Annotated in this window: 9 protein-coding genes and 1 pseudogene; 6 read left to right on the top strand and 4 right to left on the bottom strand. The window is 59.9% G+C overall.

Going from position 1 to position 13,812, the window contains the following annotated elements:
• Positions 1-298: 298 nt before the first annotated feature.
• From A8G08_RS22145 to A8G08_RS27290, 6 genes are read left to right on the top strand one after another with little or no spacing between them, the layout of a single operon-like run.
• Entirely contained in the window at positions 299-2,701 is a 2,403-nt protein-coding gene (locus A8G08_RS22145) for a type I restriction-modification system subunit M (RefSeq protein ID WP_068278889.1), read from the top strand.
• A complete protein-coding gene (locus A8G08_RS26880; RefSeq protein ID WP_084436727.1) occupies positions 2,694-3,938 on the top strand; it encodes a restriction endonuclease subunit S in 1,245 nt (414 codons plus the stop codon). Before A8G08_RS22145 ends, A8G08_RS26880 begins: the two co-directional genes overlap by 8 nt.
• Positions 3,935-7,219, top strand: a complete 3,285-nt coding sequence (locus tag A8G08_RS22155) for a type I restriction endonuclease subunit R (RefSeq protein WP_068278894.1) — start codon at positions 3,935-3,937, stop codon at positions 7,217-7,219. The genes A8G08_RS26880 and A8G08_RS22155 overlap by 4 nt, the downstream gene beginning before the upstream one ends.
• Positions 7,219-7,956 (top strand): M48 family metallopeptidase, encoded by a 738-nt coding sequence (locus A8G08_RS22160; protein WP_068278895.1) that lies wholly within the window; start codon positions 7,219-7,221, stop codon positions 7,954-7,956. The genes A8G08_RS22155 and A8G08_RS22160 overlap by 1 nt, the downstream gene beginning before the upstream one ends.
• Positions 7,957-7,960: 4 nt before the next feature.
• Complete coding sequence (locus A8G08_RS22165) at positions 7,961-8,539, top strand: SLATT domain-containing protein (RefSeq protein WP_084436729.1); 579 nt, start codon at positions 7,961-7,963, stop codon at positions 8,537-8,539.
• Positions 8,540-8,545: 6 nt separating this feature from the next.
• Positions 8,546-9,424 carry an SMODS domain-containing nucleotidyltransferase gene (locus A8G08_RS27290; protein WP_157108734.1) on the top strand — a complete coding sequence of 293 codons (879 nt, stop codon included), beginning with the start codon at positions 8,546-8,548 and terminating at the stop codon, positions 9,422-9,424.
• 682 nt (positions 9,425-10,106) lie between these two features.
• Here the strand turns inward: A8G08_RS27290 and A8G08_RS22170 are convergent.
• From A8G08_RS22170 to A8G08_RS22180, 4 genes and pseudogenes are all read right to left on the bottom strand, one after another.
• Positions 10,107-10,859 (bottom strand): hypothetical protein, encoded by a 753-nt coding sequence (locus A8G08_RS22170; protein ID WP_068278896.1) that lies wholly within the window; start codon positions 10,857-10,859, stop codon positions 10,107-10,109.
• Positions 10,860-11,298: 439 nt separating this feature from the next.
• A complete protein-coding gene (locus tag A8G08_RS22175) occupies positions 11,299-11,802 on the bottom strand; it encodes a toll/interleukin-1 receptor domain-containing protein (RefSeq protein ID WP_245672949.1) in 504 nt (167 codons plus the stop codon).
• Between the two features lie 217 nt (positions 11,803-12,019).
• A complete protein-coding gene (locus tag A8G08_RS27295; RefSeq protein ID WP_157108735.1) occupies positions 12,020-12,577 on the bottom strand; it encodes a hypothetical protein in 558 nt (185 codons plus the stop codon).
• A 210-nt stretch (positions 12,578-12,787) separates the two neighbouring features.
• Positions 12,788-13,301 (bottom strand): annotated as a pseudogene (locus tag A8G08_RS22180) (IS21 family transposase); the annotation flags it as partial.
• Positions 13,302-13,812: the final 511 nt, after the last annotated feature.

A 13,812-nucleotide genomic window follows, 5' to 3' on the forward strand; every position in this document is an offset into this window, starting at 1 on the left:
CCATACAGGGGCGTCAGACCGGATCATCGATCGCTGGTCACAAGGTCTTGGGCTCCGAGCGTTACTGGCGTCCCCGAGGTCCGTCGCTCTGTCGGTAGCTCCAGATAGGGTGAACGTCGCGATCCCGCTGCCAAACGCGTGGGATCGCTTCGGGGACCTATACCAGCTGTGACCTGCGGATATCTGGTCTGCAACTGCTATAATTGAAAATGATTATCAACAAGCGGAGACTTCAACAGTGGCGAAGCAATCGACCTATAGCAACCAGTCAGCGTTGACGACAGCAGGGAATCAGTAAATGGCCCGCTTAACGCTCCCGCAGCTCGAACGCCACCTCTTTTCGGCGGCTGATGTCCTGCGCGGCTCCATGGAAGCTTCGGCCTACAAGGAGTACATCTTCGGGATGCTGTTCCTGAAGTACGCCTCTGACCAGTTCGAAGCTGAGCGCGAGAAGGTCATCGCCGACCAGCTCACCAAGGGTCGCGACCAGGCCGAGGCTGAGAAACGCGCCGAGAACTCTGCCTTCTACGACACCTTCTACGTGCCGACGCGGGCCCGCTGGCCTTACTTGCGCGACCATGCTCACAAGCAGGTCGGTGACGAGCTCAACAAGGCTCTGCAGGCCCTAGAGGAGCGTAACCCGGCACTTGAGGGTGTGTTGCAGCACATCGACTTCAACCGCAAGGTCGGCCAGTCGCAGATGTCGGACAAGAAACTGCGTGAGCTGATCACGCACTTCAACAAGGAGCCCCTCCGACAGGATCGCTTCGAGTTTCCTGACCTGCTCGGCGCGGCCTATGAATACCTGATCGGTGACTTCGCCGACTCGGCCGGCAAGAAGGGTGGCGAGTTCTACACTCCCCGCTCGGTCGTGCGCCTGATGGTGCAGATCGCCGATCCGCGCGAAGGTATGAGCGTCTACGACCCGTGCACTGGCTCGGGCGGCATGTTGATCTTGTCCAAGGACTACGTCGAAGAAAATGGCGGCAACGGCCGTAACCTCGCGCTGGCAGGTCAGGAGAAGGACGGCAGCGTCTGGGCCATCTCCAAGATGAACCTGCTGCTCCACGGCATTCCCGACGCCGACCTGCGCAACAACGACGACGGCACCCTCGAAGACCCGGCCCATATCCAGGGCGGCGAGCTGATGCGCTTTGACCGCATCATCACCAATCCGCCGTTCTCACTGAACTACAACAAGGACGCCATTCCGTTCCCGGAGCGCTTCCGCTATGGCTACACGCCGGAGACCGGCAAGAAGGCCGACCTGATGTTCGTCCAACACATGCTGGCGGTTACCCGCACGGACGGCATGGTCGCCACCGTCATGCCGCACGGCGTGCTGTTCCGTGGTGGTGACGAGGGGCGCATCCGCACTGGCCTGCTCGATGACGACATCATCGACGCCGTCATCGGCCTCGGTCCGCAGTTGTTCTACGGCACCGGCATCCCCGCCTGCATCCTGATCCTGCGCCACAAGGGTGCCAAGCCCGCCGAGCGGCGCGGCAAGGTGCTGTTCATCAACGCCGATCGTGACTACCGCGAGGGTCGTGCCCAGAACTTCCTCGAACCCGAGCACATCGAAAAGATCGTCTCGGCTTACCGCGAGTTCGGCGACATCCCGGCCTTCGCCAAAGTCGTGAGCCGCCAAGAACTCGCCAACAACGACGACAACCTCAATATCCGCCGCTACGTCGACACGACGCCGCCGCCCGAACCACAAGACGTGCGCGCCCATCTACACGGTGGCATCCCAAAGATTGAGGTCGAGGCAAAGTCGGAGCTGTTTAGCACCCACGGGCTCAATGTCGCCGATCTACTCGTTGGCAGGGATGATGACTATTTCGAATTTGCGGCCACCATCGACTCGAAGCGCCAACTCAAGGAGCTGATCGAGACGAGCAAAGGTGTCATTGAAGCTGAAGCTGCTGTCACACAGGCCATTGATAGCTGGTGGAAGGCTGAACTGGACGGCTTTGAGCACCTCCAGACCACGGCTGATCTGATCAACCTGCGCAAACGATTGGTTTCCAGCTTCCAGACAACTCTGCAACCCGCCGGGATGCTCGACCGATTCCAAGTCAGCGGCATCATCGCCAGCTGGTGGGGTGATAACCAGGCGGACCTCAAGACCCTCGCCACCATCGGATTCAAGGGCCTGATCGACGCCTGGGTCACCACCGTGCTCGATGCGCTCGAAGAAGAGAAATCGAAGGTCGATCCGCTCGACCACAAGGTCGCCCGCGCTCTGCTACCCGAGTACCTCGATGGCCTTGCGTCGGTTGAAGCCGAGGTAGCGGAACTCGACGGTTCCATCAAGGCCGCTACCGCCAGACCCGAGGACGAAGACACAGACGAGCCCGAGGAGCAGGTATCGCCCGCCGAGCTCAAGAAGATGAAGGCGACGCTCACGGCCAGCAAGAAACAATTGAAAGCAGACAAAGCCGCCTTTGCGCAGAAATTGAGCGAAGCGAGTCAGGCACTTGACGACGGGGCTGCCGGCGATCTTGTTATCGATCTATTCGAGACTGAAATTCTTGCTGTGGCCGATCAACGAGTCACTCGGCACCGACGACACATTATCGAATCATTTGAGACCTGGTGGGACAAGTACAAGGTGACGCTCAGCGATCTCGAATCGGAGCGAGATATGGCAGCGGCGAAGCTCACGGGATTCCTCAAGGAGCTCGGGTATGAGTAGATCGCCCGTATCCGGCTGGTCAATCATGAACCTGCAAGAGCTGATCGAACGAAAGTTCACCGGTCCAAGCCCTACCTGCGAAGAGCGCAACGTCGCTGCAACTGAAGAATGGGGACTACTCAAAACTACCGCCGTGACCTGGTCCGGCTGGAATGAAGACGCGCACAAGGTTCCTCCAAGGCAGTTCTGGGGAAATAGTTCGATCGAAGTCCGTCAAGGTGACGTCCTCATTACTAAAGCGGGGCCACGTAATCGGGTTGGCGTCGTCGTCTACGTGTCAGCTACGCGTCCGCGTCTAATGGTCTCGGGCAAGATGGTAGGGCTCCGACCCTTGAGGTCGAAGGTTGTTCCGAGCCTCCTTGCCGGGCTGCTGTCAACACGCGATGCACAGGACTACTTAAATAGTCGCACAACAGGAATGGCCGAATCGCAGACCAACTTCGCGGACGAAGCACTTCTGCAGACTCGACTCAACGTGCCACCATTGCGTGAGCAACAGCGGATGGCCGAGATTCTGGACACCCTTGACGACCAGATCCGTGCTACCGAGCGGATCGTTGCCAAACTCAAACTGACTAAACAGGGAATTCTCGCAGACCTCTTAGTCAATGGAGTTTCAACTAGTCGCATTGGACGTAGTGAAGGAATCCTCGATAACTTTGTGACCTGGCTGTCGGGGGGTACTCCTTTTAAGGGTTCGCCGCAATTCTGGTCAGGATCAGTTCCTTGGGTAACTCCGAAGGATATGAAGTCGCTTGTGCTCCAGCGCACAACTGACTCGCTGACTGAGGCGGGAGTAGCGGCTGGTTCGCGAATAGCTCCGCTGAGCGCGGTCTTTATCGTGGTGAGGGGAATGATTCTGGCTCACACTTTCCCCGTCAGTCTGACGAAAACTGCTTCGGCGTTCAATCAAGACGTCAAGGCTGTAGTGCCGGGCCCGTTGCTCGATCCGCGCTATCTTGCTTACTGGTTCGTCGCGCAGAGTGATTCTTTCCTGCGACTTGTAGGTGAATCGACGCACGGGACCAAGAAGTTGGACTTGCCAGATCTGAAAGTCTTCCCAATAAGCGTACCGAGTCGTGACGAACAACGCCGGATTGTTAGTATCGTTGATGCCCATGAGCGGTCAATTGACCTGGAGACCGCTATTCTCTCGAAACTCCGGCTTCAAAAGCAGGGACTCATCTCCGACCTCTTGAGCGGCCGTATGCGGGTACCGATGGAGTCTGCATCATGACTTCCGGCGCTGAGTATTCGGAGGCCGAGAAGCCACTCCTGAACCAACTGGTCGGACTCGGCTGGTCGTATATCGAGGGCTCGAAATCGGAACCCGGCGTCACTGCTCGTGAGTCGTTCCGCGAGTCAATCATAGAGACTCGGCTGCGGGAGGCGCTGCGGCGTATCAACCCTGGACCTGACGCGCTGCCGTGGCTCGATGATTCACGGCTGTCGGAGGCTCTTTCAGCGTTGACCCGCACCGAGACCGGCAAGCTGATCGAAATCAACGAACGCCTGACTGAACGGCTCCTCGAAGGCGTCTCGGTGGCCGGCCTACCGGACTGGGACCAGGGCCGTAGCCAGCGCATTAAGTTCATCGACTTCGACCACCCCGAACACAACGACTTCTTGGCCGTCAACCAGTTTCGCGTTGACGAGCCCGGTGGACAAGCCAAGAAGTTCGTCGTGCCAGACGTGGTGCTGTTCGTCAACGGCATTCCCCTGGTGGTCATCGAGTGCAAGAGTCCCTACGTCACCGATCCGATGGGCGAGGGCATTAACCAGCTGCGGCGCTACGCCAACCAGCGTGCCCTCGGCGCTCCCGAGGGCAACGAACGACTGTTCTGGACCAACCAGTTCGTTGTCTCCACCTATGGCGACAAGGCCCGCGTCGGCACCTTCACGTCCCATGCTGAGCATTTTCTCGAGTGGAAAGACGCCGCACCGCTTAGCCGCGATCAGCTCGCTGAGCAGCTTGGCAAACCAGCCGCCGAACTCACTGGACAGGAGCTACTCGTCGCGGGCATGCTCACCCCGGCCAATCTGCTCGACATCATTCGTCACTACACGCTATTTACAGAGGTCGGTGGCCGACGGATCAAACTCGTTGCGCGCTACCAGCAGTACCGGGCAGTCCTGAAAGCACTCACTCGACTGCGCACCGGCAAGACACGCCAAGCAGACGGCGAGCATGACCGCCGCGGCGGCCTGGTCTGGCACACCCAAGGCTCTGGAAAATCGCTCACGATGGTCTTCCTGGTGCGCGCCATGCGGTCGGATCGCGTCCTGCGCGCCTTCAAAGTCGTGATCATCACCGACCGGACCGACCTCGAGAAGCAGCTGGCCGCCACTGCCAAGCTCTCCGGTGAAACGGTCCAGCGCGCCCGCAAGTCGGCCAAGCTGCGCACCATGCTGGCCGAGCACGGGCCGGGCTTGGTATTTGCCATGATCCATAAATACCGCGACACCGACACCGGCCAGCCGGCCGCGGAAGGCCTCGCCGGCGACGACAAGGCCGAATCCTTCGGGATCCTCAACGCTGACGAATCCATCGTCATCATGGTCGACGAGGCGCACCGCTCACAGACCTCGACCCTGCACGCCAATTTGATGGCAGCGCTGCCGAACGCCGCCAAGATTGGCTTCACCGGCACACCGATCATGCGCGAAGGCAAGAAACGCACCGAGTCGATTTTCGGTGAGTTCATCGACAAATACACCATCCGCCAGGCGGAAGCCGACGGCGCTGTCGTGCCAATCCTCTACGAGGGGCGCACCGCCAAAGGTGCCGTCGCGGGCGGCAGCGATCTCGATGAGCTGTTCGAAGACATGTTTGCCGACCTCAGCGATGCCGAAATCGAGAAGCTCAAAGCCCGCTACGCAACGACCGGCTCGGTGGTCGAAGCACCCAAGCTGATCGCCGCCAAAGCGAAATCGATGCTGTGGCATTACGTCTCGACGGTCATGCCCAACGGCTTTAAAGCGCAGGCCACGGCGTCAAGCCGATTGGCGACCGTGCGCTACCGCGAAGCGTTGATGGCGGCGCGCGACGACCTCGTCGCCCAACTTGAGGCACTGCCTGATCATCTCGTCCGAGCTGACGCCGCGCCGCCGGTCGATATCGACCGACTCGATCGCAAGACGCAGATCCTCGTCCGGGCTGCTGACCAGCTGGAGCTCCTAAAGGCCCTCAAATTCGTCCCGGTGATCTCCGGCAGCAACAACGACGATCCGACATGGGCGCAGTGGACAGACAAATCTCGCCAAGACGCGGTAATTGAGGACTTCAAGAAGAAGCTGGGGATGCCCGGCGAGAAGACCAGCCCAGTGGGCTTCCTAATCGTGCGCACCATGCTGCTGACAGGCTTTGACGCACCGATCGAGCAAGTGCTCTACCTCGACCGGTCGATCCAGGACGCCGAACTCCTGCAGGCGATTGCCCGCGTGAACCGCACGGCGACCGGCAAATCCGTCGGGCTCCTCGTTGACTTCTACGGCGTCGGCGCTCACCTGCAGAAGGCACTCAAGGCGTACGCACCGGAAGACGCCGAGGATGCCATTGGCGCGCTGGCTTCGATCAAAGACGAGCTGCCGAAGCTGCGTGACCGCCACGCGCGGGTGGTGGCAGTCTTTGCCCAGGCCGGCATCGACACATTTGACAGCGACGAGGACATCGAAGCCTGTGTGCAGGTCCTGGCCGACGAAGCCCTGCGTGCCCGCTTCGGCGCCCTCCTTAAACGGTTCCTGACGACTATGGATACCGTCATGCCACGACCAGAAGCCCTGCCGTTCGTGAAAGACGCGAAGCGCCTCGGCATCATCTCGCTCGCCGCCCAACGACGCTACCGCGACGACGGGCTCGGCGATTTCGACAGCTCGCTATACGGCGACAAGGTCCGCAAGCTGATCGATGAGCATGTGACCGCCCTCGACATCGCGACCAAGATCCCGCCGGTCTCGATCACCGATCCCGACTTCGTCGCCAAGCTTCAGGGCCTCACGTCAGACAAGGCCAAGGCGTCCGAGATGGAACATGCGCTGCGGTATCACATCCGCAAGAATTTCGATGAGGATCCGGCGCGGTACACCAAACTCTCCGAGCGGCTCGACGACATCTTGAAGAACCTCACCGGACAGTGGAACCAGCTAGCCCTGGCCCTGACCGAGCTGCTCGGTGATGCGCAGCGCGACGAGGGCGACAGCGCTGCCCATGATGACCCGCTGGCGGCCCGGTTCTACGGCCTGCTTGAATCCGAATTCGCCACCGACGCAACGCTCCCCGAGGAAGTGCGGATCGACATCGTTCATCTTGCGCAGGAGATCGTTGTGGCGGTCGAGACGAATGCCAGCATCGTGCGGTTCTGGCACAACCCCCACGCGCAGGACACACTGCGCAAACAGCTGATCCATATGCTGGACGACCGCGACCTGTTCCCGTTCGAGGAACAAGCACCACTGGCGGACAAGCTGATGGAGCTGGCCAAGGCAAATCAGGCACTCATTGCCGCGAGGAGACGCTGATGGAGGCGGGTGCGCTGACGCTGCAGCTCGATGGCATGCTCGTGCCGGTCTTGACTGGCGGCACCAGTCGACGGGCCAAGCTGACCATCGAGCGCGACGGCAGCTTGCAGCTCAAAGCCGCGCCCGATGTCGAGCGATCGGAACTTGAGCGGTTCTTAGCCTCGAAGCGGGACTGGATCTACCGCAAGCTGGCCGAGAAGGAAGCGCTGACAGCCGAACCAGTGACAAAAGAACTCGTCGGTGGCGAGGGCTACGTCTACCTCGGTCGCAATCACCAGCTGCGCGTTGTCGACACCGATGACCGGCGCGTCCGCCTGGCACGCGGAAAGCTAATCCTGCCGCAGTCGCTCATCGATACTGGCGACGAATATATCATCGACTGGTACCGCGCCACCGGCCTCCAGTGGCTTAAACCGCGTGCGAAGGACTGGGCCATGCGGCTTCGAGTCGATCCGCAAGCAATCGAAGTCGCCGATCTCGGTAACAAGTGGGGCTCGGCGCTCCCGAGCGGTCGGGTACGGATCCACTGGGCCACCATGCAACTGCGCCCGGCACTTGTGGAATACGTCCTTGCGCACGAGCTCGCGCATTTACGCGAACCGCACCATGGACCTGCATTCTGGCAGCTGCTTGGCAGAGCGATGCCCAATTTCGACGAGCGCAAAAATGAGCTGGCGCACGCCGGAACTTTGATTTGGATGGGAAGCTCGCGGAATCCGGAAAGGATATCTCGATAACTTCATGTCAGCGCAAAACAAAGCAAAGCCGACGATAACCTTGCCTGACGGGCTCAGTAGTGAGCTGCGCGATATCGGGGCCGAGGCACTTCGGATCCACGAAAGCGCGGTCTACAGTTCTCAGTCGCAATTCGAACAAGCTAAGATCTGGCGCGCACTCAATATCTGGCTCGGAGCGCCGGCAGCCGTCGCCGCCGCTCTAGCCGCAAGCGCCATTCTCGGTGGTACCGAACAAACTCTAGTATTCGGAATCAAAGGCGACCTATTGGCGGGCCTCTTGGCGCTACTGTCCGCGGCTCTCAGCTCAATTCTAACGACGGTCAATGCCTCGCGACGGACAACTCAATGCCAGGCGTCAGGAAATGCGTTCTTACAGCTTCAGACAGAGGCGCGCCAGTTGATCCTGGTCGATCTGAAGCACCTCAGTTTCGAAGACGGACGGGGGAAGCTGGAATCAATCACCAACTCCCGAAACGAACTTCTGAAGACAGCCGATCCGGCTGGTCGGTTTGCATATCTAAAGGCCAAGAAGAACATTGAGAAACTGGGCGGACAATCATATGCGGTGGATAAGAAGGATTAGCATCCTATGGCATTGACAACAGCAGCGTCGTTCAACCTATTCTATGAGATCATCAAACCGACGTCAGCCCTCGACACCAAGGTCAAACAACGCACGGACAGTGTCGTATCGTCATTGAAACTTGCATTCCCAAGTACGTCAAATATGCGCTTCAGTACCGCAAATGTCGTAGGCTCACTTGGTCGGGGTACCGCAAGTAAACCGTTCAGCGACGTCGACCTGCTCGTCCGCCTGGTTGTCGATCAGGATCTCTGGGTGCAGAGCTATGCAAGGGACTCTTCGAAGTTTCTTTATCGCGTGCGCACAAGCCTCGCAAACACATCAACCGTGGCAAAAATTGGTGCTCGTGGACAGGCAGTTCGGCTGTTCTATTCCGATGGGCTGTATGTGGATGTTGCGGCGGTTGAGAAGTACGACACGGGCGCATTTGCTATCCCCGATGGTACCGGCGGCTGGCTTAGCACGAACCCATTGAAACACGCTGAGTATCTGAATGAGCGCAATCGGGAACTCGGCGGCAACCTGAAGCGTTTCATACAGGTCGTGAAGCAGTGGAACCGGGCGCATAGCACGTATTTGTCATCGTTTCATCTAGAGATGCTTGCCGCGCGAACTTTTTCCACTCTGGGCTCCAATAGAAGAACAGCCCTAAAGGTATTCTTCGATTATAACCATTACAATTTATCTGTTCAGGATCCCGCCGGCTACAGCGGCGACCTGTCCACCTATCTCACGGCTGGTGCCCGGGAAGCTGTCAACGCAAACCTCGCGAGCGCCTACAGCCGCGCGTCAAGTGCACTCGCCGCTGAAGATCGAGGAGATCATCGGGAAGCGATCCGCCTCTGGCGAGTGATTCTGGGATCAGATTTCCCTCAATACGGCTAGTTCAATTCCAACGATTTTCTACTGGCGGCCGCAACTTTGCGCCGGCGCGCTTAAGCGCCTTGCCCACAGTGCTCGCTGTAACACCAAGCTTCATCCCGATCTGTACCGTCGACAGCCCATCGCCATAGAGCTTTGCGGCTTGAGTTACCATCCGCGGTGTCATCTTGAGCGTCGACCGCTCATCACACCCTCTCGCCGCAAGGGCGCGCTGACCGTCTGACGATGAAAGCCGAACCTTTTGGCGAGTTCGATGGCCGGCATGCCGTTGCGGTACTGATCGACCAGATGGTGCAGCTCGACCTGACTGAGTTGCGGTTCGCGCGGTAGTTCCGCTCCGTTGACGAATCGACCTGGGTCTTGACCTGGGGCTTTGCCGTACTGGCGATCGCCAGGGGATCGAACCGACCTCCCTGATTAGTTTTGCGAACGGCGTGTTTTCGCGTGAAAGCGATTCACGGAGGAGCACCACGTAGATGCCAACTTTTGGGTCAGCCGGGCTACAACCGGGCAATAAGGCGCGTCGCGCAATGCTGTCGAATGACCACCGCCGGACGGCAAAGCAGCGTGCGCGCCTACGGGTGTTACTGCGCCCCGACCGCGGTCGATCCGAGCCCGAACGTCGCGGCCGACGGCGATATCGTTTCATTGCCCTCCAACGCTTAGGTCTGGCGGCATGCGGCCATTACGCGCTGGATTGGGAGTTTGGTTTACGCTTCGTTGCTTGTAGCTCCTTGATGTAATCCTGATAGGCGACACCGTTAGCGTTGTTCGCTATCGCGGTTCTGTGCGAATCAAACCGGGCATATCCGTTATTAAATTCTCGCTCAAAAGTTGGCCGCGATACGACAAGAAAAAGGACTAGGTCGGCGATCTCGCCAAGCATCTTCGAATAATGACTCACCGTGAGATAGTCCGGAGTCGAGTTGTGCGGTCCGTCCGAGGTAAACAAATCTTCTTTGCCGCTCCTCAAATGCCATACCCACTGCCCGTGCGCAATCTTGTTGCGTTGCTCGATAATCGGCCGGAGATCGTCGTGTATTACGCTTGACATGCTTTGGTAGCGATGCCGTGGCGTCGCGTCTAGCGCAATATCCAGAGATTCATGAAGAAGGACGGCGTAGTGCCGCCTGAACGCGAGTTCGACCACCTTCAACCATTGATCCGCCTTAGATCTAGCGCTCCATATTGCGGATCGCTCGTTATCGTTGAATCCGGTTGGGTCGGCGACAATCTTACGAAGCACCGCCTCCGCCTCTATCCCAACGGTCAGATATTGCGTTCTCGCCAGTGTCGAGATCTCTGGCGCCGCGTTTCGCCGGATGGCGCTCTTGTGCAAGCGCTCAATTTGGACCCGGAATTTGCGTATTTCCGAGAGGTTCTCTGAGTGCTTTTCGTACTCGGCTGTGGTGGGGAAGCTTCGGCCCTGTCGAGTCATGGGCTTAGCCTATGCAGGTGATCTTGAGCACTGGCCCGCAGCCTGTTTAGCGCACCGATGACGAGATTTACTCGCGAGCACGAGAAGCGGCGGCTCGATGTCCGTAACCTCTCGTGCCCGGGAGTCGAACCCGAGATGGCAGCCATCGCCGCCACAGGCCCGCTCGGTCGCTATCGGGCAAGCCCGGCGATGACCTTGGGACCTACGCCCAGCCGGGGCGCACCCGCACGCGGTACAAAGACTAGCGCACGGTCGCAGCTCAACGGTATGAAAATCCGCCGCGACGCCTTTCGACACCGGAATCTGGTGAAGTTCCGGTTTGGAACAACAGATCGAATGGCGCGGAAAGCGCTACGCCATCGATGGGGACGCCCTTGGTCTATAACGGCTCGGCCAGGACGGCACGCGCCGAGTACGTCATGGTGCGGAAATGAGGCCCTTAGGCGTCTACCGGCCTCGTCAAGTCGACAAGCTCTGCGATCTTGACGGCGATGACTTCCAGCGAGTCCACGCCGGTGTCGAATCCGTGCCGCGAAGCCAGCAGGGGGCTGACCGCTCGAACGTCGCCGTAGGTCGTGTTATGCACCACGGGAACAAGCAGATTGCCCTCCAAGAGCGCGGAGAGTTCCTTGTCGGCGATTCCCTCCGCTTGGATGCGTGTCATCAATGAGGGGGTGACCATCACGAGGCCGACACGTGAGTTCGCCAGACCCTTGTCGATCGCACGGAGGAACGGGACGCCCGGAAGTATGTCCTTCTCACTGAACCAGACCTTCACGCCTTTGGCCTCGAGCAGGTCGTGCAGATCCTTCGCAACGCCCCGTCGGTCATCCCAAGCGTGGCACAGGAACGCGTCCCGGAGGTCGGGATAGGCCTGCGCGCGCACCTCGATCTGTTGACGTATAGGAGCCAGCGCCTGCACCTGCTGAGGGGTATAGGTCACGGACGAAGTGCTCGGTGACCACTTCGGACGCACGCTGCCACCGGATGACCCCCCGGACTCCAAACCGGCTCGCGGCTGGTACGCCGGTGCGGAGAAAGAGCGCTGCGGGTAAGTCGGCCTGGAGTACGACGCACGAGGATAGGAACGCCGTCCTCGGCATGCCGGACACTTGGCGGCGGCCGATGCAGACCGATGGCCCTCGACGGGTGCTGTGCATCTACTCATGTTCAGCTCCTACCTGGGTAGTGCAACCTGATGATGATTGGGCGTTACCTATCTCACCAAACACTATACCTAGTGTCCGATGTTCAGCAGTACCGCAACATCTTGTGTATGACATCTTTGAGATTCTTGCTGAACTGCGTGTCGCTGATGAGAAATGTCGTGGGGTTGTGGTACACGAGCACCGGGCCGTGGTGTCAGCCAGCGTGTCTGGAACGCCCCACCTGCGCCGTTCAGCAGTGACTTTCTCCTCCCTCCGCCGGATCTCCTCCGGGGACCTGTTCTTGTCCACGGCGCCCTCCGGCAGCGGCAGCCGGTCACCGAGCGCCACCGGGTGGACCAGTAGCTTGCCGTCGACGACGCCGATGCGGATCTCGACGCCGACCTTCTTCAGCAGCGCACGACGAGCCTCGGCGGTCTTCTCGAGCCCTTCCCGGCACGTGTTTCCGGTCGGTCGGTCCTCGTGCTGGCCTTGCCGGGCGGGCATCGATTCAAGCTCGGCTATCCGAGCTTCCAGCGCCGCAAGTTCGCGCTGTAAGCGATCTTTCGCCATCCGGGAGGCCGCGGACCCCGGCGGTCGCTGAAAGTTCGTCAAACGCCGCATACAGTGGCTGGTAGCTCGGCTTCATTGGAGTTTGCCAGGCACCCAGACCCCGTTCGGTTACCGGTTGTTCCCCGAGCGCGTCCATCAAGGCGCGTTCCATCTCCTCCTCGGCGGTCTCGGGCAGGGACGTAGCAGCATATTTGGTGTGGCACCGTTAGCATCGGTAGCTGTTGCCGCTCGGTCGAAGCGCCACGACCGCGTCACCCTGCCCAGCCCGCGGGTCAGCCGGTCCGGGGAGGCGACCAGGTGCGGCTGATCCTCCGAGGGTGCCAGGGCGGCTCGCCACTTCCCGGAATGCGACAGCGAGCCGACCAGTAGGTGCGCGGTCTTGCCCACCCCCAGGATTCGAAATGATCGGGTAATTCCAGCCAGTCCCATTAGGTTTCATCCCCCGGGGCGTGCGGGATGACCGCGTTCGGGCGGTCCACCGCGGTTCGGCATGGCTGGCAGATCGGGCGCAGATTCCGGGTGCGGATGTTGCGGGTCAGGCTCTGATACGACAGCCCGAACCCCAACTCCTCGCGCTCGTCGAACAGGGTGCGGGCCCACAGGTGCGTGTCCTCGACCAGGCGGGCGGTGACGTAGTCGAGGAACGGATCGAACGGATCCGGGCCGGGACAGGCACGCACCCCGGTTTGCCGTCACCGTTGAGATATTTGCAGACCGTCCTGCGGGTCGGTACCCCTGACGTCGGGTGTATGCACGCAATCCATCATCGTTGCCGTCATCAGCTGCGTTGACGCGCTTAAAGTCTCGACAAGAACCAGCATTGCCGGACTCGTTGGCGGCGGCACGGCGTCCGGTGAAATGCTTTACTCCAGGCCTCCGATGCTTTCTCGCAGAATTCGAACGGGTCATCGCCCTCGACCCCGTCCAGCGTCGCACTGATGCTTTCAGCCGTTCAACCCAATCGCGCAGGGACGCGCCTCTTCCTGCCTGTGCCATGTTCGTACCCATACTAGTACTGTCACGTCGCCTGTGGCCCCCAACTTGTGGGCAGCCAAACAGGTTTGCACAGAGGTCCGTCAAGCTCGGCGGTCTCGCGGCGTGTCGCGATCGCAGCCTTGCATCGCGCTCCATGAACGTGTGTCTCGGGCGGCCGACGCCCTTGACAGCGTATTCGCGCTGTCAATTCCAATCACGCAATCACGCCGGAATTTCGGTTGACTTCTCCCCGCTGAGCT

It is taken from the genome of Aldersonia kunmingensis (assembly GCF_001646865.1).
Taxonomy (GTDB): Bacteria; Actinomycetota; Actinomycetes; order Mycobacteriales; family Mycobacteriaceae; genus Aldersonia; species Aldersonia kunmingensis.

What these genes read in the sequence shown, in the direction of transcription:
- A8G08_RS27290 (WP_157108734.1), top strand. Translation starts at nt 8,546, where the DNA reads ATGGCATTGACAACAGCAGCGTCGTTCAACCTATTCTATGAGATCATC.
- A8G08_RS22155 (WP_068278894.1), top strand. Translation starts at nt 3,935, where the DNA reads ATGACTTCCGGCGCTGAGTATTCGGAGGCCGAGAAGCCACTCCTGAAC.
- A8G08_RS22170 (WP_068278896.1), bottom strand. Translation starts at nt 10,859, where the DNA reads ATGACTCGACAGGGCCGAAGCTTCCCCACCACAGCCGAGTACGAAAAG.
- A8G08_RS22160 (WP_068278895.1), top strand. Translation starts at nt 7,219, where the DNA reads ATGGAGGCGGGTGCGCTGACGCTGCAGCTCGATGGCATGCTCGTGCCG.
- A8G08_RS22145 (WP_068278889.1), top strand. Translation starts at nt 299, where the DNA reads ATGGCCCGCTTAACGCTCCCGCAGCTCGAACGCCACCTCTTTTCGGCG.
- A8G08_RS27295 (WP_157108735.1), bottom strand. Translation starts at nt 12,577, where the DNA reads ATGGCGAAAGATCGCTTACAGCGCGAACTTGCGGCGCTGGAAGCTCGG.
- A8G08_RS26880 (WP_084436727.1), top strand. Translation starts at nt 2,694, where the DNA reads ATGAGTAGATCGCCCGTATCCGGCTGGTCAATCATGAACCTGCAAGAG.
- A8G08_RS22165 (WP_084436729.1), top strand. Translation starts at nt 7,961, where the DNA reads ATGTCAGCGCAAAACAAAGCAAAGCCGACGATAACCTTGCCTGACGGG.